Origin of the sequence: Alishewanella sp. SMS8, from assembly GCF_030737935.1 — a bacterium.
Lineage (GTDB): Bacteria > Pseudomonadota > Gammaproteobacteria > Enterobacterales > Alteromonadaceae > Alishewanella > Alishewanella maricola.
Genome location: NZ_JAPJEA010000003.1, coordinates 529,305 through 549,294 on the forward strand (window position 1 = coordinate 529,305; position 19,990 = coordinate 549,294).

General features: G+C 47.4%; 18 protein-coding genes. 15 read left to right on the forward strand and 3 right to left on the reverse strand.

Annotation, left to right across the window (positions count from 1 at the left end; genetic code table 11):
• Window positions 1–20: 20 nt before the first annotated feature.
• Window positions 21–1,976, reverse strand: a complete 1,956-nt coding sequence (gene acs / locus ORJ01_RS12855; protein ID WP_306178353.1) for an acetate--CoA ligase — start codon at window positions 1,974–1,976, stop codon at window positions 21–23.
• Between the two features lie 207 nt (window positions 1,977–2,183).
• Between acs and ORJ01_RS12860 the strand changes: the two genes are divergently transcribed.
• Window positions 2,184–3,353: a DcaP family trimeric outer membrane transporter gene (locus ORJ01_RS12860; protein ID WP_306178354.1), complete on the forward strand. Its 1,170-nt coding sequence runs from the start codon at window positions 2,184–2,186 to the stop codon at window positions 3,351–3,353.
• 472 nt (window positions 3,354–3,825) lie between these two features.
• Here ORJ01_RS12860 and rne read toward each other — a convergent pair whose 3' ends face one another.
• Window positions 3,826–7,239, reverse strand: a complete 3,414-nt coding sequence (rne, locus tag ORJ01_RS12865; protein WP_371930746.1) for a ribonuclease E — start codon at window positions 7,237–7,239, stop codon at window positions 3,826–3,828.
• A 511-nt stretch (window positions 7,240–7,750) separates the two neighbouring features.
• Between rne and rluC the strand changes: the two genes are divergently transcribed.
• Together rluC and ORJ01_RS12875 are read left to right on the forward strand one after the other, a co-directional pair.
• Window positions 7,751–8,704 carry a 23S rRNA pseudouridine(955/2504/2580) synthase RluC gene (rluC, locus tag ORJ01_RS12870; protein ID WP_306178355.1) on the forward strand — a complete coding sequence of 318 codons (954 nt, stop codon included), beginning with the start codon at window positions 7,751–7,753 and terminating at the stop codon, window positions 8,702–8,704.
• 1 nt (window position 8,705) lies between these two features.
• The gene (locus tag ORJ01_RS12875; protein ID WP_306178356.1) at window positions 8,706–9,353 is read left to right on the forward strand and encodes an HAD family hydrolase; all 648 of its coding nucleotides are present in this window, start codon (window positions 8,706–8,708) and stop codon (window positions 9,351–9,353) included.
• Window positions 9,354–9,359: 6 nt separating this feature from the next.
• Here ORJ01_RS12875 and ORJ01_RS12880 read toward each other — a convergent pair whose 3' ends face one another.
• Window positions 9,360–9,962, reverse strand: a complete 603-nt coding sequence (locus ORJ01_RS12880) for a nucleoside triphosphate pyrophosphatase (RefSeq protein WP_306178357.1) — start codon at window positions 9,960–9,962, stop codon at window positions 9,360–9,362.
• A 117-nt stretch (window positions 9,963–10,079) separates the two neighbouring features.
• Here ORJ01_RS12880 and yceD point away from each other — a divergent pair, with 117 nt between their 5' ends.
• The 12 genes from yceD (at window position 10,080) to holB (ending at window position 19,947) form a co-directional block, all read left to right on the forward strand.
• On the forward strand, window positions 10,080–10,607 hold the full coding sequence (gene yceD / locus ORJ01_RS12885; RefSeq protein WP_226749983.1) for a 23S rRNA accumulation protein YceD: 528 nt from the start codon (window positions 10,080–10,082) through the stop codon (window positions 10,605–10,607).
• A 15-nt stretch (window positions 10,608–10,622) separates the two neighbouring features.
• Window positions 10,623–10,787: a 50S ribosomal protein L32 gene (rpmF, locus tag ORJ01_RS12890; protein WP_226749982.1), complete on the forward strand. Its 165-nt coding sequence runs from the start codon at window positions 10,623–10,625 to the stop codon at window positions 10,785–10,787.
• 65 nt (window positions 10,788–10,852) lie between these two features.
• Window positions 10,853–11,851, forward strand: coding sequence for a phosphate acyltransferase PlsX (plsX, locus tag ORJ01_RS12895; RefSeq protein WP_371930754.1), 999 nt, complete (start codon window positions 10,853–10,855; stop codon window positions 11,849–11,851).
• Between the two features lie 6 nt (window positions 11,852–11,857).
• Window positions 11,858–12,817: a beta-ketoacyl-ACP synthase III gene (locus ORJ01_RS12900; protein ID WP_229588012.1), complete on the forward strand. Its 960-nt coding sequence runs from the start codon at window positions 11,858–11,860 to the stop codon at window positions 12,815–12,817.
• A gap of 14 nt (window positions 12,818–12,831) precedes the next feature.
• The gene (gene fabD / locus ORJ01_RS12905) at window positions 12,832–13,767 is read left to right on the forward strand and encodes an ACP S-malonyltransferase (protein WP_306178359.1); all 936 of its coding nucleotides are present in this window, start codon (window positions 12,832–12,834) and stop codon (window positions 13,765–13,767) included.
• A gap of 10 nt (window positions 13,768–13,777) precedes the next feature.
• Complete coding sequence (gene fabG, locus ORJ01_RS12910) at window positions 13,778–14,524, forward strand: 3-oxoacyl-ACP reductase FabG (RefSeq protein ID WP_226749978.1); 747 nt, start codon at window positions 13,778–13,780, stop codon at window positions 14,522–14,524.
• Window positions 14,525–14,651: 127 nt separating this feature from the next.
• Window positions 14,652–14,888 (forward strand): acyl carrier protein, encoded by a 237-nt coding sequence (gene acpP / locus ORJ01_RS12915; RefSeq protein WP_027670184.1) that lies wholly within the window; start codon window positions 14,652–14,654, stop codon window positions 14,886–14,888.
• A gap of 81 nt (window positions 14,889–14,969) precedes the next feature.
• Entirely contained in the window at window positions 14,970–16,208 is a 1,239-nt protein-coding gene (gene fabF, locus ORJ01_RS12920; protein ID WP_306178360.1) for a beta-ketoacyl-ACP synthase II, read from the forward strand.
• 359 nt (window positions 16,209–16,567) lie between these two features.
• Window positions 16,568–17,368 (forward strand): aminodeoxychorismate lyase, encoded by an 801-nt coding sequence (gene pabC, locus ORJ01_RS12925; RefSeq protein ID WP_306178361.1) that lies wholly within the window; start codon window positions 16,568–16,570, stop codon window positions 17,366–17,368.
• Entirely contained in the window at window positions 17,362–18,399 is a 1,038-nt protein-coding gene (gene mltG / locus ORJ01_RS12930; protein WP_306178362.1) for an endolytic transglycosylase MltG, read from the forward strand. Before pabC ends, mltG begins: the two co-directional genes overlap by 7 nt.
• A 1-nt stretch (window position 18,400) precedes the next feature.
• Window positions 18,401–19,027, forward strand: coding sequence for a dTMP kinase (gene tmk, locus ORJ01_RS12935; RefSeq protein ID WP_306178363.1), 627 nt, complete (start codon window positions 18,401–18,403; stop codon window positions 19,025–19,027).
• Window positions 19,024–19,947 (forward strand): DNA polymerase III subunit delta', encoded by a 924-nt coding sequence (holB, locus tag ORJ01_RS12940; protein WP_306178364.1) that lies wholly within the window; start codon window positions 19,024–19,026, stop codon window positions 19,945–19,947. The genes tmk and holB overlap by 4 nt, the downstream gene beginning before the upstream one ends.
• Window positions 19,948–19,990 lie beyond the last annotated feature (43 nt).

Genomic DNA, 19,990 nt, shown 5'->3' on the forward strand with positions numbered 1-19,990 from the left:
TTCGTAAGAGGACGGGTGTCTTACTTACGATTTAAGCGGTTATTTACCAATAATTCAACCACTGATGGATCAGCCAGTGTAGAAATATCTCCTAACTGATCATGTTCATTGGCTGCAATTTTTCGCAGGATACGGCGCATAATCTTACCAGAGCGCGTTTTCGGCAATCCGGCAGGAGCCCACTGTATCAGATCTGGCGTAGCGATAGGTGAAATTTCTTCACGCACCCAGGCTCTAATCGCTTTGGTTAGCTCTTCACTTGGTTCTACACCCACCCGAGGTGAAACATACACATAGATACCTTGGCCTTTAATATCGTGTGGGTAACCGACTACGGCAGCTTCAGCAATCGCTTCATGCGCAACAAGACAGCTTTCAATTTCAGCGGTGCCTAAACGATGGCCAGAAATATTTAATACGTCATCGACACGACCCGTTAACCAATAATAGCCGTCTTCATCACGACGTGCACCATCTCCGGTAAAATATACCCCTGCATATGTGCTGAAGTAGGTTTGCTCAAAGCGTTCGTGATCGCCAAATAAGGTACGCATTTGTCCAGGCCAGCTATCCGTGATAACTAAGTTACCTTCGCCCGCACCTGTGACGATATTGCCTTCGTTATTCACTAACGCCGGTTTAACACCAAAGAATGGCCGCGTTGCCGAGCCAGGTTTTAAGGCTGTGGCACCCGGTAATGGCGTAATTAAAATGCCGCCTGTTTCTGTTTGCCACCAAGTATCAACGATAGGGCAATTACCCTTACCAATTTTTTCGTGATACCAATTCCATGCTTCTGGGTTAATGGGTTCACCGACGCTACCTAAGATCCGTAACGAAGATAAATCGGCACCGGCAACAGGCGCATCGCCATGCGACATCAAGGCGCGGATGGCTGTTGGCGCGGTATACAAAATATTGACTTGGTATTTATCTACAATTTGCGCAATACGTTTTACGCTAGGGTAGGTAGGAACACCTTCAAACATCACGCTGCTGGCGCCATTGGCCAGCGGCCCGTAAATAATATAACTGTGGCCTGTAACCCAACCAACGTCTGCGGCGCACCAGTAAATATCACCTTCTTGGTAATCGAAAACATATTGATGCGTCATGGCGGCATACAGCAGATAACCGCCAGTGGTGTGAAGCACACCTTTGGGCTTACCGGTTGAACCGGAGGTATAAAGAATAAACAGTGGATCTTCCGCATTCATCGGCTCAGGTGCACATTCTTTAGGTTGTGCAGCAAGCAGATCATGATACCAAACGTCCCGACCATGGTGAAAATCAATGCTTTTGCCAACATGTTTAATCACAATGACATTTTTAACTGGGTTGGTGTCGCCAAGATGCGCTAAGGCTAAATCCGTGTTGTCTTTTAGGTTAGTAGCACGGCTTCCCCGTAAGGCTTGATCGGTGGTGATCACCAATTTTGAATCACAATCGACGATACGGCTGCCCAATGCATCAGGCGAGAAACCGGCAAACACCACCGAGTGCACCGCACCAATTCGAGCACAGGCCAATAGCGCAACGGCGGCTTGCGGGATCATCGGTAAGTAAATGGTTACCCGATCACCTTTATTCACACCTAGGGCTTTCATGCCGTTGGCCAGTTGGCAAACCTCATCATACAGTTGTTGATAGGTAACTTTTGACTCAACGCCAGGCTCATCACCTTCCCAATAAAAAGCCACTTGATTGGCTCGTGTGGCAAGATGGCGATCTAAACAGTTAACACTGGCATTTAGCACACCATCGGCAAACCAATTGATTTTCACTTTGCCCAGTTCATAACTGGTGTCTTTCACCTGAGTGAACGGTTTAATCCAATCCAGTTTCTTGGCTTGTTCGCCCCAGAACTGATCAGGTTGCTCAATTGATTGTTGGTACAGTGCTTGATATTGCTCATCAGTTACATGGCAATGCTGCTTGATTTTTTTAGGCACCGGATAAAGAGTTGGTTGCGTCATATCATCCCCTACGGATTATCGTAATTATTATTAATCATTACTAACGGAGACAGCTGTTTAAAGAAATTAGACCATAGTCTAGACGATGTTAAATCAGAGTGCGAATTGCGACTAAAGGCTAATTGCGAAGATGCAGACTGTCGCTCAGAGTTTGATTACAATAAAAACGACATCAGTACTACTATAAAAAAACATGGAGAACTCCAGATGAGACAAAGTAAGACACGGAATACCTTAGCTGCGGCTATCGCATTAGCCTTAACTGCAGGCGCTGCACATGCGAACAACGGCTTTAAAGTGGGCGACACCGAAGTGAGTTACGGTGGTTACGTCAAACTTGATATGATGGTTAGTGATGCTGACGGTGACATTGCGTCAATCGGGCGTGATTTTTATGTCCCTTCTGTCACACCGATCAATGGCGACAGCACAACACGTTTTGATATGCACGCTCGTCAAACGCGTTTCTTCTTTAGCACCTCGACCGATTTAGGTAACGGTGAAAAGATGACAGGGCGTATTGAATTTGATTTTCAAACCAGTAATAACGGTAACGATGAGCGTACCACCAACGGTTACAGCCCCGTTATGCGTCATGCTTTTGTTAATTACAAAAATTGGACAGTTGGCCAAACCTGGTCAAACTTTATGGACTTACAGTCTTTACCAGATACCCTAGACTTCGTCGGTAATGCCGATGCGGCTATCTTTATTCGTCAAGCTCAGGTTCGTTACACTTCAGGTAATTTCTCTATTGCGGTAGAAAACCCAGAAAGTACGGTCACGCCATTTGGTGGCGGCGCTCGTATCACCACAGATGACAATGCCACTCCTGACTTTACCGTGGGTTACAACTTTAAAACTGAAAATGCTTCTTTCCGGGTGGCCGGTTTGCTTCGACAAATTGCTATCGAAAACGGCGTATTAGATGACAGCGTAGCGTCTTACGGTGTGTCTTTCAGTGGTAAATTTAACTTTGCTAATAAAGATGATATTCGTTTTACCATTAACACCGGTGAAGGTTTAGGCCGTTATGTCGGTTTAAATGCTTCTAATGGCGCGGTATTAACCGGCACGACAAGTGATGCTGAACTTGAAACCATTAAATCAACGTCTTTCTCCGTGGCGTATCGTCATCTGTGGAATGACAAGTGGCGTTCAACTTTCTTATATTCAGCGTTAAATGTTGATAATGACACCAGCTTGACCGGTACTTCAGCGAATAAATCCATGCAGAGTTACAGTGTCAATGCGTTATACCAGTTCAATACCAAATTTATGATGGGTGTTGAATACAAGTATGCTAATCGTGAAATCGAAAGTGGTTTAGATGGTGATATGCACCGTGTGCAGTTCAGCGCTAAATACGACTTCTAAGTTAAATAGTTAACTTTCTAAAAACGCCTCTTTAAGAGGCGTTTTTTATGGCCGCAGCACTTGCTGCCAATGTTTAGCTTTAATAAAAACGTGTTATAGGCGCTTAACTACCAACATGACGCCTGCTCCGTTTTAGTTGGCTCAGTAAGCGCAAAACATTCTGAGTAGACTGATTATTCAAGCCATCTTGCCTCGCTTAATAAGCCGTTGCGATATAATACTTTGCTGGCTGGCTGGCATTGCAAACCTTTGTCAGTAAACCGTTGCAAGTGTCGACTCAAGCGCGAGGTTGGATCAGATAATGCCAGCTCAAGCTGCAGCGATGTTAGCTTAGCCTCACTTGCACCCTAGATTAGCGAATAAAGACATTTTACAGCCATGCTTGATAAAACAAGCTGCATAAAATAATGCACTAAAAAACAGCCAATAAAAAAGCCGGCAAGGCCGGCTTTTTAACTCAGATGCGACAATTTTACTCGGGTTTACCCGGTTTAGTCATCGGTGCTGATGCCGATTGACGCGCAAACGCCGAGCCGGCCGGGCGACTAGAAGAACTGACAACCGGACGTTGTTCAGCAGTGACTGCCGTGACGACGTCTGTTTTGGCTTCTTCTGTTACCGTTTGTGGTTTCGTCATTTCTGCTACGACCATGTTACCAAAGCGACTGCCTGTAGCTTTTGCTGCTTTAGGTTGGGCTGTGACAACAGGAGCGGCTATAACCGCTTCAGCTTTAGCCGGTTCCTCTTTAGCCGGTGCAGCTGCAACTGGAGCCGCAGCCGCAGAGGCGGGGGCCGCAACGTCAGCTTTAGCCGGTGCAGTCGCTTCAACCGGTGCAGTCGCTTCAGCAACAACCGGTGTTGCTACTTCAGCTGGCGTTACATCAACTGGCGTTACTTCGGCTGCAGCCTTGTTACTGTTTTTGGCTGCCACGGGCACAGCTTCGGCTGTCACTTCTTCAGCTTTTGCTGCTGTAGCAGGGGCTTTTACCGGCTCAGTAGGTACAACCACCGCGGTAGGCGTCGCTTCTGGCTCAGCTAATTCTAGCTTTTGCTGTTGCGGGCTTTGCTTAGTTACCACAGGGGCTGATGCCGCTTCATCGGTTGCAACAGTGGCCGCTGCCGTCTCATCTGCTTTCACTGTGTCAGCACTGGCTTTGGCTGGGCGACGACGGCTACGGCTGCGGGTTGGCTTCTCAGCGTCAATCGCAGGGGTATCGGCGACATCCGCTACAAGCTCTGATGTGATAGGCTCTACCGCGTCAGTTGTGGCATTCGCCTCAGCACTCTCTGTAGCACTCGACGCAGTATTTTCTGTGGCAACCGGCTCTTCAGTGGTAGCTGTCGTGTCGGTTTGTTCTTTACGACGCTTTTGACCGGCGGCACGTAAATGCCGTGGCGAACGACGACTGCGACTGCGAGGCTCAGAACTTTCAGTATCAGAGTGGCTTTCAGTTGTAGTGGCTGTTTCTGCCTCTGTTTCGTTACTGTCCGCGGCAACGCTTTCAGCAGTTGCGATAGCCGTTTCAGCAGCCGGTTTGGTTTCGCTGATTGGCGAAGCCTCGGCGACTACCACGGGCTCTGATAAGCTCGAGCTCTTGACGTCAGCTGCAGGGCTGGCGGTTTCAACAACGGCTGGCGCCGCAGTAACGGTTGCGGTTTCAACGGCGTTGAGCTGATCTTTTGCTGGCGCTTGGCTTGCTGCAGCTGTTTCTGCTTTGGCAGCGTCAACCGCAACGACAGCGGGTGCTAGTGTGTCGGCAGCTTCCGCTTTAGCTAAACGTACAGAGCGTTGCAGATTGCGACGTTGCCGACGTTCAGCGGCTGCGGCACGGCTGTTTGGTTCATCCGCTGTTTCTGCCGACGGTTTTTCAGCACGTGGCTCAGACGCGGCTTTACGAGGTTCCGCAGCGCGAGCAGGTTTATCTTGCGATTGTGGGCGATTACGCTCTGGACGAGGCGCTTTCTCTTCAACAGCCGCTGCTTTTTCAACGGGTTTTTCAACCGCTTTATCTGCTGTTTTTTCTTGATCCGGACGACGACGACGATTGTTACGACGACGTGAGTTGTCGTTGCGATCAGAACGTTGCTCGTTACGCGGCTCTTTCGAGCTGTTGGCTTTCTGCTCTTTAGTCACTGGCGTGGTTTCGGCAGAGGGAGTTGCTGGTGCAAATACACTGCTTAACCAGGTAACCAACCGACTGACTAAACCCGGTGTTGATGGCGTAGCCGCAGGACGGACAGCGCTGGCTGGGGCCGCTGCTGGCGCAACAGGTGCAGCTACCGGAGCAGACGCTTGTGATAAGCTTAACGCGGAAACCGCAGGTTTTTCTTTAACGGCGTCACTGCTTGGTTGATACAGCTTAGTACTGTGCTCGGGCACTTTAGGCAGAGTGTAGCTGGCATCTTCGATTTCTTCGTCGATACGAATACGTGTCACTTCGTAGTTTGGCGTTTCTAAATGCTCATTCGGGATAATAAACACCCGAATACCATTACGCTGTTCAATACGACGCACACCTTCACGCTTTTCGTTCATTAGATACGTGGCGACAGACACCGGTACCTGCGCATGGATCTGGCTGGTGTTGTCTTTAATCGCATCTTCTTCAATTAAACGTAAGATTGATAAGGCTGACGATTCAATACTGCGGATAGTGCCACGGCCATGACAACGAGGGCAGACGTGTCCGGCTGACTCACCCAGTGAAGGGCGTAAACGCTGGCGTGACATCTCTAACAAACCAAAGCGCGAAATCCGGCCAATTTGCACCCGAGCGCGATCTTGTTTTACCGCATCTTTTAAACGGTTTTCTACTTCACGTTGATGGCGCACCGGCGTCATGTCGATAAAGTCGATAACAATTAAGCCACCTAAGTCACGTAAACGTAATTGGCGAGCAATTTCATCGGCCGCTTCTAGGTTGGTGTTAAAGGCGGTTTCTTCGATATCGCCGCCTTTGGTCGCTTTTGACGAGTTAATGTCAATGGCGGTTAACGCTTCGGTGCTATCGATAACAATTGAGCCACCAGAAGGTAAACGCACTTCGCGGCGGAAGGCGGTTTCAATCTGGTTTTCAATTTGGTAATGCATAAACAACGGCACTTCACCCTGATACATTTTTACCCGGTGGGCAAAATCAGGGCGGAACTGTTGGATATACACCTTAGCTTCTTCAAAGATTTTCTGGCTATCAATTAAGATCTCGCCAACATCACGACGTAAATAATCACGGATAGCACGGAAAACCACGTTGCTTTCTTGGTGAATTAAGAACGGTCCCGTGCGCTTTTTAGCTTCTTCGGTAATGGCTGACCAATGCTTTAAAAGCGCTTTTAAGTCGTAATCCAGCTCTTCGTAAGATTTACCCACACCGGCAGTACGCACGATTAAGCCCATGCCATCAGGCATTTCTAATTGGCCTAACGAATCTTTAAGCTCTTGACGCTCGTCACCTTCGATGCGACGTGAAATACCACCTGCTCGCGGGTTGTTCGGCATTAATACCAAGTAAGACCCGGCTAAACTGATAAACGTGGTGAGCGCAGCGCCTTTTTGGCCGCGTTCTTCTTTATCAATTTGAATGATGACTTCCTGACCTTCTTTAACCACTTCCTTAATATTAGGACGGCCATCGAAGCTATAACCAGAGGGGAAATATTCGCGGGAAATTTCTTTTAGTGGTAAAAAACCATGACGATCAGCACCATAATCGACGAAAGCCGCTTCTAGACTGGGTTCAACACGGGTGATTTTGCCTTTATAAATATTCGCTTTTTTTTGTTCATGGCCTGGGCTTTCGATATCCAGGTCATACAGTTTTTGGCCATCGACCAATGCAACACGAATTTCTTCTTCTTGTGTTGCGTTAATTAACATTCTTTTCATTGTTGGGTGACTCATTTATGCAGCCACAACACAACTTTTCCGGGCACCTGGGTGTTCAGACGTTATCAAACACATAATGCTGCAGTCTCCCGACTGGGTGCTTGAGGGAACCTAATTTTTTACTCGTTACAGTAGCGAGCCTACACGTATTGTTGGGGCAGGCTAAACTGTCTTCGTTTTTAAATCTGACACACATCGCCATAAAGCGCTGCGTTCTGGCTAATCTTTATTTTTGCTCGGTGACCGGATATTGTGTTTTGCCGTTGTTGGTAACAAATTACGCAACATTACCTCAGGCAAATGGCAGTGAGTAAACGCCGGGGGTATAAAAAACATTGGTTTTCACCACGATTTCGGTATGATCACATCCCCTGACGGTGCCGCACAACTTCTCTTATGTCACTGTGAGCGCCCTAATTGCCGAAACTCGGCAGAATTAGCGGGGTGATTATCCCACTATTCCGCCTTGGATAGCAACTGAATTGTAATATTAGCAGAGTAATTTAAAGCCATGACTGATGAAATAAAATTGCCGGTGCAAATGATTGAAATCGAAAGTGATTTTATTGGTCAGCGCATAGATAACTTTCTGATTGCCCGGCTACGAGGCGTACCTAAAAGTGTCATTTATCGAGTTTTACGAAAAGGTGAGGTGCGAGTCAACAAAAAACGCATCAAACCTGAATACAAGCTGCAAGCTGACGATGTAGTGCGTGTACCGCCGTTTACCGTTGCTGCAGAGCCGGATGCCATCTCTGTTAAACTGAGCATGGTAAAAGATTTAGAGCAGCATATCTTGTTTGAAGACGCTGATTTAATCGTGTTAAACAAACCTTCAGGTATGGCGGTTCATGGCGGCAGTGGCTTGCAGTTTGGCGTTATTGAAGCCTTACGTGCTCTGCGGCCCCTGGCGAAACATCTTGAATTAGTTCACCGCTTAGACCGTGATACCTCGGGCTGTTTAATGATTGCCAAGAAGCGTTCGGTGTTAACGCATTTACATGCCCAGTTACGTGATAAAACCGTTGAGAAAAAATATTGGGCGTTAGTATCGGGTGATTGGGACAACAAAACACGTAAAGTGACCGAGCCGTTAAAGAAAAACACGCTGCAATCGGGTGAGCGAGTGGTGCGGGTAGATGCTAAAGAAGGCAAAGAATCGGAAACGCGTTTTCGTATTTTACAGCGCTACCAGGAAGGTACTTTAGTTGAGGCCTTTCCGGTAACAGGCCGTACCCACCAAATTCGGGTTCATACCGCCTGTAAAGGTCACCCAATAGCCTGCGATGACAAATACGGTGATAACACCTTTAGTAGCCAAATGAATAAAATTGGGCTTAATCGGTTATTTTTACATGCATACAGTTTAAGTTTTATGCATCCCGGCACCGAGACAACCATGCGGTTTGAAGCCCCGCTGGATGAGCAGTTAAACCAAGCCATGAGCCAATTAACGAGAAAATAAGATGTCAGCAGTCAAGTTAGTGATTTTCGATTGGGATGGCACCGTCATGGATTCCGTTGGGCGAATTGTCTCGTCGATGCAAGCTGCTGCCTTGCATACCGGACTTGCTGTGCCAAGCACGGCCGCGGTGCGGCATATTATTGGTTTAAGTTTAGATCCGGCATTTGACATGTTGTTTCCAAGCGCTAATTCCGCGCAGCGGCAGCAACTATTTGAGCATTATCGCGATCAATATGTGCAGCACGACACTACGCCGACACCGTTATTTGCCGATGCCGAGCAGGTGTTACAGCAATTAGCTGAGCGTAATGTACTATTAGCCGTAGCCACGGGAAAGGCGCGCAAAGGCTTAGATCGCATGTTTGCCGAAACCGGTTTAGCGCGCTATTTTGCTACCAGTCGCTGTGCCGATGAAGCACAATCAAAACCCCATCCCGATATGTTACAACAAATTATTCAACAGCTTGGTGTTGCTGCCAATGAAGCGATTATGGTGGGGGATACCAGTCATGATCTGAAAATGGCTCAGGCTATTGCCATGCCTAGGATTGGGGTGAGCCATGGCGCCCATGACGTTGCTGTGTTGCAACAATATGCGCCATTAGTCATTATCGATCGGCTAGCTGATTTACCCGCTTGGGTGCGCTAAGCGCTGTTAAGGCTCAAGTAACAGATCTCGGCCAGCTTGGCGCAGCAGTTGCAACAGCTTAATCAGTGGTAAGCCGATTAAGCTGTTAGGATCATCGCCTGCTAATTTACTGAATAAACAAATGCCTAAGCCTTCGCTTTTAAAGCTTCCAGCGCAATCCAACGGCTGTTCTCGTGCCACGTAACAGCGGATCTCAGCCTCAGTCAATGTGCGAAAATGCACCTTAAAACTATCAAGTGTGGTTTGTGTTTCACCTGTTGCGGCATTAACTACGGCTAAACCCGTAAGAAATTCCACTGCTTGGCCGCTAAATTGGCGTAATTGCGCGCAGGCTTTTTCGACCGTATGCGGTTTGCCAATAATGTCTTTACCAAATACCGCCACTTGATCTGAACCAATCACTAAGCCACTCGTTAACGTGCTGGCCACGGCGTATGCTTTTTCGGTTGCTAAACGCTGTACCAAGGCTTCGGCGCTTTCACCGACACGGGGTGTTTCAATAGTGTTGGGGGCAATACATTGAAAATTTTCAGTTAATTTACTTAACAACGCGCGACGGTAGGGCGAGGTTGAAGCTAAATATAGTGAAGGGCGTTCGGCAATAGTCACAAAATAGTCCTTTTATAAACAACAGGGTGCACACTATAATAGCCTGCTGACAAAAATGTTGAAAAACCTGCAGAACCCTTTGACAGCAAGGGGCTGCTTCTATATGATGCGCGCCTTATGCAAAAATTGAAAATACCTGTTACGCTCGATCCGGTTAAAGCAGCACAAAAACGTTCCGGTTACTCCGGTATAGTGCCACTAAACACCTTAATCCGTCTTAAAGAAGGGTTAATGGCGTACCAAGACGACGTAACAGTCAGAATTGAATGCGAAATTGACCAGCAAAACCTTACTGTGTTAAACGGTACAGCGCATTGCCAGGTAAGTGTTAAATGTGAGCGTTGTGGTGAACCCATACCACTCACACTAGACGTAAGTTTTGCATATACTCCTGTTAAAGGAGATGATAACGCGGCTTTGGAATTGATTCCTGAGCGCTATGACGTGGTCGAGCGTGATGAGCACGGCGAGATTAATTTACGGCAGTTGATTGAGGATGAACTCATTCTGGCATTGCCACTGTTTCCGATGCATGATGCGGTTGATTGTCAGGTTGATCCTGACTCACTTAGCTTCGGTGATATCGGGCCAGAGCCAGAAAAGCCCAACCCATTCGCTATACTGCAAGAATTGAAAAAAAAGTGATTTAGGAGAAATACAATGGCTGTTCAGCAAAACAAAAAATCTCGTGCACGTCGTGACATGCGCCGTTCACATGATGCATTAACTGGCCCTACGCTGTCAGTTGATGCAACTACCGGTGAAACTCACCGTCGTCACCACATTACTGCCGATGGTTACTTCAAAGGCCGTAAAGTAAAATAATTCTGGACGCACTTATCCTAACCGGTAAGCACGTGCAGCAGCTAAAGCCTTCTTTGGCTTTAGATATGATGGGGGGCGACTTCGGCCCCCAATCTACTATTCCTGCCGCTCTGGCAGCGCTTCAAGAATTCCCTCATCTTCAATTAGTTTTATGTGGTGATCAGCCAGTACTAGAACAAGCGTTAAAGCTTGCTGGTGTGGTCGACGAACCGCGTATTCGTTTTGTGCACAGTACTGAGCAAGTACTTATGGCCGACAAGCCGGCGTCAGCGTTACGCAGCAAACGTGAAAGTGCCATGCGTCATGCCTTAGAACTGGTTGAACAAGAACAAGTCCACGCCTGTGTCTCCGCCGGCAATACCGGTGCCTTAATTGCAATCGCACATTATGTGTTAAAAATGCTTAACGGCGTTGAGCGACCAGCTTTAATCAGTGCTTTGCCCAGTTGCCAAGGTAATCCGGTTTATATGTTGGATTTAGGTGCTACGGTAAACTGTGATGCGGATACGTTATTTCAATTTGCCATGATGGGCGCGGTGATGGCCGAGCAAGTTATTGGTATTAAAGCCCCACGGGTGGCCTTGCTGAACATGGGCGAGGAAGAAATTAAAGGCTCAGATCAAATAAAACGTGCCTCGCAATTATTAACCGAATGCAACGGTTTGAATTATATCGGCTATATTGAAGGCAATGATATTTTTTCTGGCAAGGCTGATGTGATTGTTTGTGACGGCTTTGTGGGTAATGTCGCGCTGAAAACCTGTGAAGGCGTTGCTAAGCTGATTATTAAGCGGGCGCAACAGAGTATTAAACAACGGCCATTAGCCGCTTTATTAAGCTGGTTGTTTAAACCTGTGCTAAAAAGTCTTTATCAGGGAATGAACCCCGACCACTATAATGGTGCAAGTCTGATAGGATTGCGCGGCATCGTAGTGAAAAGTCATGGCAATGCGACAAAAGACGCATTTTTAAGTGCCATCCGACAAGCTGTGCGCGAGGTTGAACGCCAAGTGCCAGCCAAAATAAAAGATCGGTTGGAACAAGTTCTTATTGATAAAGCATAGGGTAGCATGTACTCAAGAATTATTGGTACCGGGAGTTATTTCCCGTCACTGGTTCGCACCAATGCGGACCTAGAGTCTATGGTAGAAACCACAGACGAATGGATTATCGAGCGTACTGGCATTAAAGAGCGCCGCATTATTGGCCCTGATGAATCAGTTGCCAGTATGGGTACTGCTGCTGCTTTCAAAGCAATTGAAGCTGCCGGCATCGATAAAAACACCATTGATCTGATCATTTGCGCCACCACCAGCTCGGCGCGTTCATTACCGAGCTCGGCTTGTGAAATTCAGCGTGATCTAGATATTCCAGGCATTCCTGCCTTTGATATAGCTGCGGCTTGCGCCGGCTTCTGTTATGGCTTAAGTATTGCCGATCAATATATTAAAAGTGGTATGGCAAAGCGGATCTTGGTGATTGGCTCAGATTGTTTATCGCAATTAGTCAGCCCTGAAGATCGCTCTATGGTGATTTTATTTGGTGATGCCGCCGGTGCGGTATTGCTAGAAGCTTCTGAGCAACCCGGTATTTTATCGACCCATATTCATGCCGATGGTAAATATTCAGAGCTGCTGTACGTGAATAATCCGATCCGTGGCGATGAAAAATCGGTACACGAATCGTGGGGCAGTATGAAAGGCAACGACGTGTTCAAAGTGGCCGTTAACAAGCTGTCGCAAGTGGTTGAGCAGACGTTAGAAGCCAATAATATGCAGAAGTCTGATATTGACTGGCTGGTGCCGCATCAAGCAAATTTGCGTATTATTGCTGCGGTAGCGCGTAAGTTAGATATGTCGATGGATCAAGTGGTGATTAACCTTGATCGTTATGGCAATACGTCGGCCGCCACAGTGCCCACTGCTTTAGATGAAGCTATCCGCGATGGTCGTATTCAACGAGGCCAAACCTTATTACTAGAAGCGTTCGGCGGTGGTTTCGCTTGGGCGTCTGCGTTAATTCGTTATTAATTTTCAGGATCACTATGACTACTAAACTTGCCATCGTGTTTCCCGGTCAGGGTTCACAAAGCGTGGGTATGCTTAACGAGCTGTATCAGCAACATACCGTGGTTCAAGACACATTTGCCGAAGCTTCTGCTGCTTTGGGTTATGACCTTTGGGCGCTGGTTTCAACTGGCCCTGAGTCAGAATTAAATGAAACGCATCGTACACAGCCGGCCTTATTAGCGGCATCTGTTGCGGTATGGCGTTTATGGCAACAACAAAACGGTGCGGCTCCGGCGTATTTTGCAGGGCACTCATTAGGTGAGTATTCGGCGTTAGTCTGTGCGGGCGTGTTGTCACTTGCCGACGCGGTTAAGCTGGTAGAAAAGCGTGGTCACTATATGCAACAGGCGGTGCCTGCCGGTGTGGGCGCTATGTCAGCCATTATTGGTTTAGACGATGCAGCCATTGCCAAAGCCTGTGCAGAAGCGGCACAAGGTGAGGTGGTTTCACCGGTTAATTACAACTCTCCAGGTCAAGTGGTGATTGCCGGTCATAAAGCGGCAGTAGAGCGTGCTGGTGAAGCCTGTAAAGCCGCTGGCGCAAAACGTGCTTTACCATTACCGGTCAGCGTTCCGTCACATTGTGCGTTAATGCGTCCCGCTGCGGAGCAACTAGCTTTAGATTTAGCGGCACTTAACTTTGCTGCGCCTAGTACGCCTGTGGTCAATAACGTTGATGTAATGGCAACGAATATCCAAGCAGAGATCAAAGATGCACTGATCCGGCAGCTATACAGCCCAGTGCGTTGGACTGAAACTATTGAGTACTTTGCCGCGCAAGGCGTTACCGAAGTACTGGAATTAGGTGCAGGCAAAGTATTAAGTGGCTTAATTAAACGCATTAATAAAGAGCTGAAAACCGCTTCAATTAATGATGCAACGTCGCTTACCGCCGCGCTAGCAGCAGAATAAGGGTATTTAGATGAATAATTTTATCAGTTTAGAAGGCAAAGTTGCGTTAGTTACTGGCGCAAGTCGTGGTATTGGCCGAGCTATTGCAGAGCAATTAGCCGCTTTAGGCGCTAAAGTTGTGGGCACGGCAACCACTGAAAAAGGCGCGGCTGCCATTGGTGAATATCTTGGTGAGCAGGGGGCGGGTTTAGTACTAAACGTGACCGATACCGCTTCGGTTGACGCTTGCCTTGAGCAAATTAAAAATCAATTTGGTGAAATCGACATTTTAGTCAATAATGCCGGTATTACTCGCGATAACCTGCTAATGCGGATGAAAGATGATGAATGGTTTGATATTATGCAAACCAATTTGACATCGGTATTTCGCTTAAGCAAAGCCGTGTTACGCAGCATGATGAAAAAACGTTTCGGTCGCATCATAACTATTGGCTCTGTCGTTGGCTCAATGGGTAATGCCGGTCAAACCAATTATGCTGCAGCCAAAGCCGGTGTTTTAGGCTTTACTAAGTCGTTAGCAAAAGAAGTTGCATCACGCGGAATTACCGTAAACGCGGTTGCGCCAGGTTTTATTGATACAGACATGACGAAAGAGTTGTCTGAAGAGCAAAAAACCGCTATTTTCTCGCAAGTGCCGGCTAATCGCTTAGGGCAGCCAGAAGAAATAGCAGCAACAGTGGCGTTTTTGGCTTCTACGCACGCAGCTTATATCACCGGCGAAACAGTTCACGTTAACGGCGGTATGTATATGGTGTAAGCTAATCAGGTTTGACCAGCAAAAAATGCCTATCGCATTGCTTGCAACAACCTAAGCTTACGAATAAACTAGCGCCACACCAAATTGCACGAATTGTTGCGATTTATATGAGAAAAAGGAAGAAAAGATGAGCAACATCGAAGATCGCGTTAAGAAAATCATTATCGAACAACTGGGCGTTAAAGAAGACGAAGTTAAAAACGAAGCCTCATTCGTTGATGACTTAGGCGCTGATTCACTGGACACTGTTGAATTAGTGATGGCGTTAGAAGAAGAATTCGATACTGAAATTCCAGACGAAGAAGCTGAAAAAATCACTACGGTGCAATCAGCCATCGATTACATCAAAGCCCACGCTGAATAAGCTAAAGGCTTGCAAAACGGGTAGCGCGGCTACCCGTTTTCGTTTTAAGAATCAGAAAAACAGGTACTAACGGAGGACACGGTGGCAAAACGTCGTGTAGTGGTAACAGGTTTAGGTATGCTGACGCCATTAGGCAATGATGTCGCAAGCAGCTGGCAAGCACTGCAGCAAGCTAAAAGCGGTATTAGTTTAATTGAGCACTTTGATACCAGCGCTTATACAACTAAATTTGCCGGCTTAGTCAAAAACTTTGACGTAGAGCCGTATTTTCCAGCAAAAGACACTAAAAAAATGGATTTATTTATCCAATACGGTGTTGCTGCGGCTATTCAGGCATTTCGTGACTCCGGATTGGAAGTTACCGAGCAAAACGCTCACCGTATCGGCGCTGCTATCGGCTCAGGTATTGGTGGTTTAGGCTTGATTGAAGAAAATCATACAAAGTTAATGAACAGCGGTCCGAAGCGTTTATCGCCTTTCTTTGTCCCGTCTACCATTATCAATATGATCGCCGGTCAGTTGTCTATTATGCTTGGTTTGCAGGGCCCGAATATCAGTATTGTTACTGCCTGTACTACGGGTGTTCACAATATCGGCCAAGCCGCGCGAATGATTGTTTATGGTGATGCCGATGTGATGGTGGCCGGTGGCGCCGAAAAAGCGTCTACGGAATTGGGTATGGGGGGCTTTGGTGCCGCTCGTGCGCTGTCAACTCGCAACGATGCGCCACAACAAGCCAGCCGCCCTTGGGATAAAGACCGTGATGGTTTTGTGTTAGGTGATGGCGCAGGAGTGATGGTACTGGAAGAGTACGAACACGCTAAAGCTCGCGGTGCGAAAATTTATGCAGAGTTAGTCGGTTTTGGTATGAGCGGTGATGCTTATCACATGACTTCACCACCAGAAAACGGTGCCGGTGCCGCTCGGGCGATGCAAAACGCTTTAAATGATGCGGCTGTTAATGCGGAGCAAGTGCAATACATCAATGCACATGGTACTTCAACGCTGGCCGGTGATTTGGCCGAAACCAGTGCCATTAAATCTGTGTTTGCCAGCAACATTGATAAAGTGATGGTCAGTTCATCGAAATCAATGATCGGTCACTTGTTAGGTGCCGCCGGTTCAGTGGAGTCGATTATTACGGTGTTGTCACTGCAAGATCAGTTGGTGACTCCAACCATTAACTTGGACAACCCAAGTGACGGTTGTGATTTAGATTATGTGCCGCATGAAAGTCGCCAAGCCCAGTTAGAGTATGCGTTATGTAACTCTTTCGGTTTTGGTGGTACTAACGGTTCTATTCTGTTCAAGAAGATCTAACCTGCTGTGCTTGTTAAAAAACCGCGCTTTATAGCGCGGTTTTTTTATGCCTGTAATTACTGCCGATAAACCGTTAAATAAAACGCTAGCGCCAGCATTCAGGTGAGCTTAAATAAAAAAGTTTGGGGTAAAGACACCTTGCGGTAGACATTTTCTTCACCGGCTTCAAGGGGCAGATCCCTGTGCCTATTAAACTGCGGGATCTTCGTTGCTCTATGCACTGAACGAGATATCACTTAATTAAACCGACATTTTAAAATAATAGCCGGTAAACCCACGGCGCTGTTTTGCCCGCTGAGCGCTTTGTTTTAATGACAGATTAAGGCATACTTGCGCATATTTTTCTGTGCAGGCGTGCTATGTCGGCTGACATTATTCTGATTAAAGACACTGAACAATTGCAGATCGCTGCAGGTTGCCGAGCGTTGCAATACGGTGATGGTGTCTTTACGACCATTGCGATTAAGCAAGGTCAGCCACAGTTGTGGCCACTGCACCTAGCGCGCTTACAGTTATCGGTAACACGATTAGCGATGCCAGCCATAGATTGGTCCGGCTTAACACAAGCGGTGTTGACAGAAGCGGCCAAGCAAAACAGTAATGGCGTAATTAAATTATTGATCTCGCGAGGCATTGGCGGGCGAGGTTATGCACCAAGTCCGCATAGTTCAGCCTTGGTGTATTTGTATCATGCTCCGATGCCCGATTATCAACGCTGGCGAGAACAAGGTGTCAGTGTTGGCATCGCGCAATTACGCTTAGCCATTCAACCGGCATTGGCTGGGCTTAAACATACTAATCGGCTCGAGCAAGTGTTGTTAAAACAAGAGTTGGCGAAAACTGACTTTGATGATTTGCTCGTGGCCGATCAACAACAACAGCTTACCGAAGCAACGGCCGCCAATCTGTTTTACCAACTGAAGGGCCTGTGGTATACACCGCCACTGCATTTGGCTGGAGTAGCAGGTGTGATGCGTCAACATATTTTAAACGAACAAGCGCAGTTTCAAGAACGCTGCTTGTCTTTAGCCGAACTAGACCAAGTTGAAGCGATGTTTATTTGTAACGCCTTGCTAGGTGTGGCGCCGGTGCGACAATTGTCTGGTCGAGCTTTACCGCTTGAACCTGTGCAGCAATTACAGCAAGAGATGCTATGTTAAAACGAGTTTTGGCGTGGACACCACTGTTGGTAGTGTTGATCATCGTGCTGCTTTATTCAGGTTGGCAGCAATTAACCACCACAACCTTAGCAAAGACGGTGACCTTCAGTGACAGCCTTTATACGCTTAAAGCGGGCACATCAGTGCGTAGTTTATGCCGCGATTGGCAACAACAACAGCAATTGACCGCCATAGATTGTTTCGTTTTAAAATTGCATGTTAAACAGCAGCCAAAGCTTGCTGGGTTACAACAAGGTGTTTATCGAGTTCCTAGCCAAAGTTCTCTTAGCGAAGCGTTGGCGTTGTTTCGTAGCGGCAAGGTGGCGCAATTTAGCGTCACTTTAATTGAAGGTGAAACCCTAGCGCAAAGTTGGCAGCGTTTTGCCGATTTGCCGTATCTAATTCAAGATATTGATAGTAGTGATAAACTCGCTGAACTGATCAGTTGGCCTGAAGCTTGGGGCACTTTGGCGCAAACGGGGCGTGTAGAGCAAGAGTTAGAAGGCCTGTTTTATCCCGATACCTATTTTTATACCGCCAATAGTAAAGCCAGCGACATTTGGCGCCGAGCGCATCACGCTTTAAAAACGGAGCTAGAGCGTTATTGGCAGCAGCGCCAAAGCACTTTACCGCTGCAAAACCCTTACGAATTACTCATTATGGCCTCTATTATTGAAAAGGAAAGCGGTCTCGCCAGTGAGCGCGCCTTGGTCAGCTCTGTGTTTATCAATCGCATACAAAGCAATATGCGCTTACAAACAGACCCGACCGTTATTTACGGTTTAACAGAGTACAGCGGCCGTATTACCCGCGCTAATTTACGTGATCCACATCGTTACAATACCTATCGCCATCATGGCTTACCGCCTGGTCCGATCTCATTAGTCAGTCGCAGCGCGTTAATTGCCGCTGCGCAACCCGAGATAAGCGATTACTTTTATTTTGTCAGTCGTGGTGACGGCTCGCATGTGTTTTCACAATCACTCGAGCAGCATAATGCTGCGGTTAAAAAATATATTCTTGGAAAATAACATGACTAAGCAAGGCAAGTTTATTGTCATCGAAGGGCTTGAAGGCGCCGGCAAAAGTACGGCAATGGCCACAGTTAAACGCTGGTTAGAAAAGCATGGCCACCAGGTGGTGTGCACTCGAGAGCCTGGTGGTACGCCTCTGGCCGAACAATTAAGAACCTTAGTAAAACAGGCGGATCCGGCTGAGCAAATTGCCGCCGAGACCGAGCTGTTGTTAATGTATGCGGCCCGGGTACAATTATTACGTAATGTGATTGAACCGGCTTTAGCCGCTGGCCAGTGTATTTTAGCCGATCGGCATGATTTATCTTCACGAGCTTATCAAGGCGGTGGTCGGCAGTTAAACGAACAATTGATTAACGACCTACGCAAAGCGCTGCTGGGTAACACGCAGCCCGATTTAACCTTGTATTTAGATATTGATCCGGCTATTGGTTTAAGCCGGGCTGCGCATCGTGGGCAACTCGATCGTATTGAGCAGGAACAACTGGCTTTTTTTGAACGCACTCGCGCAAAATACCTAGCCATTGCGCACAGTGAGCCGGGTATTGTGATTATTGATGCGGCGCAATCGATTGAACAAGTGGCCACAGCCTTAGAGAATGCCTTGGCTGAGGCCATGTTATGAGTGATGTCCCGTTAAGTGCTATGCCTTGGTTGGCTTCGCCCTTAGCGCAACTGGCTCGATTGGCCAGTGAGCAGCATTTAGCCCATGCTATTTTATTAACCGGTGCCCCTGGCACAGGCAAACAGCTATTAAGCCAAGCATTAGCGGCATTACTGTTATGTAAAAATCGGCAAGCAGACATGGCTTGCGGCCAATGTAAAAGCTGCTTGCTGTTAGCGGCGGGTAACCATCCTGATCTATTAACCTTAAACCAAGATAACAACAGTATTGGTGTGGATGAAATTCGCCGTCTTATCGACTTTACGCAAGGCGCTGCGCAACAACACGGTAATAAAGTGATTGTGCTATCCGAAGTGCAGCGGCTAACGGAAGCGGCGGCGAATGCTTTACTTAAAACCTTAGAAGAGCCACCACAAGGCTGTTATCTGGTGCTACAAACCAGCCAGCCCCAGCGTTTAAAAGCCACCATGCTCAGCCGTTGTCAGCGCTGGAGTTTACCCACCTTAAATGAAGCCAACTTGTTTGATTGGTTAAGTCAGCAGTATCAAGGCAGTTTGCCGCGTTTTTTGTTTGCGTTTAGTGGTGGTGCGCCGTTACAGGCGTTGGCGTTGTTGCAAGGCAATACGGCAGCAGAAATTGAAGAGTTACTGGCCGCACTGTCGCGGCTATTGCAGGATGAGTCGGGCTTAAGTACGCTAGTGAAAAACTTAGAAGGCCGTACCGACTGTGCGCAAATTTTGGGTTACTTTTTAACGCAGTGGTGTAGCCAGCATTCAGATGTGGCGCCTGAAGCACTACAACGCTTGCAACTAGTGTATTATCGTTGGCGTCGTGACGAGCAACAGATTTTAGGGCAGAATAAAACGCTGGCGTTAACCGCCTTATTGCTTGAATTTAAAAGTATCATGCGCCGCCGCTAAGCCAATTGTTGTTATTCGTTTGTGGTGTTTATTTTGGCTTCGA

Bases quoted from the DNA above. Each gene is read 5' to 3' on its own strand.
- acs (WP_306178353.1), bottom strand. From the start codon at position 1,976: ATGACGCAACCAACTCTTTATCCGGTGCCTAAAAAAATCAAGCAGCAT.
- ORJ01_RS12860 (WP_306178354.1), top strand. From the start codon at position 2,184: ATGAGACAAAGTAAGACACGGAATACCTTAGCTGCGGCTATCGCATTA.
- rne (WP_371930746.1), bottom strand. From the start codon at position 7,239: ATGAAAAGAATGTTAATTAACGCAACACAAGAAGAAGAAATTCGTGTT.
- rluC (WP_306178355.1), top strand. From the start codon at position 7,751: ATGACTGATGAAATAAAATTGCCGGTGCAAATGATTGAAATCGAAAGT.
- ORJ01_RS12875 (WP_306178356.1), top strand. From the start codon at position 8,706: ATGTCAGCAGTCAAGTTAGTGATTTTCGATTGGGATGGCACCGTCATG.
- yceD (WP_226749983.1), top strand. From the start codon at position 10,080: ATGCAAAAATTGAAAATACCTGTTACGCTCGATCCGGTTAAAGCAGCA.
- rpmF (WP_226749982.1), top strand. From the start codon at position 10,623: ATGGCTGTTCAGCAAAACAAAAAATCTCGTGCACGTCGTGACATGCGC.
- plsX (WP_371930754.1), top strand. From the start codon at position 10,853: ATGATGGGGGGCGACTTCGGCCCCCAATCTACTATTCCTGCCGCTCTG.
- ORJ01_RS12900 (WP_229588012.1), top strand. From the start codon at position 11,858: ATGTACTCAAGAATTATTGGTACCGGGAGTTATTTCCCGTCACTGGTT.
- fabD (WP_306178359.1), top strand. From the start codon at position 12,832: ATGACTACTAAACTTGCCATCGTGTTTCCCGGTCAGGGTTCACAAAGC.
- fabG (WP_226749978.1), top strand. From the start codon at position 13,778: ATGAATAATTTTATCAGTTTAGAAGGCAAAGTTGCGTTAGTTACTGGC.
- acpP (WP_027670184.1), top strand. From the start codon at position 14,652: ATGAGCAACATCGAAGATCGCGTTAAGAAAATCATTATCGAACAACTG.
- pabC (WP_306178361.1), top strand. From the start codon at position 16,568: ATGTCGGCTGACATTATTCTGATTAAAGACACTGAACAATTGCAGATC.
- mltG (WP_306178362.1), top strand. From the start codon at position 17,362: ATGTTAAAACGAGTTTTGGCGTGGACACCACTGTTGGTAGTGTTGATC.
- tmk (WP_306178363.1), top strand. From the start codon at position 18,401: ATGACTAAGCAAGGCAAGTTTATTGTCATCGAAGGGCTTGAAGGCGCC.
- holB (WP_306178364.1), top strand. From the start codon at position 19,024: ATGAGTGATGTCCCGTTAAGTGCTATGCCTTGGTTGGCTTCGCCCTTA.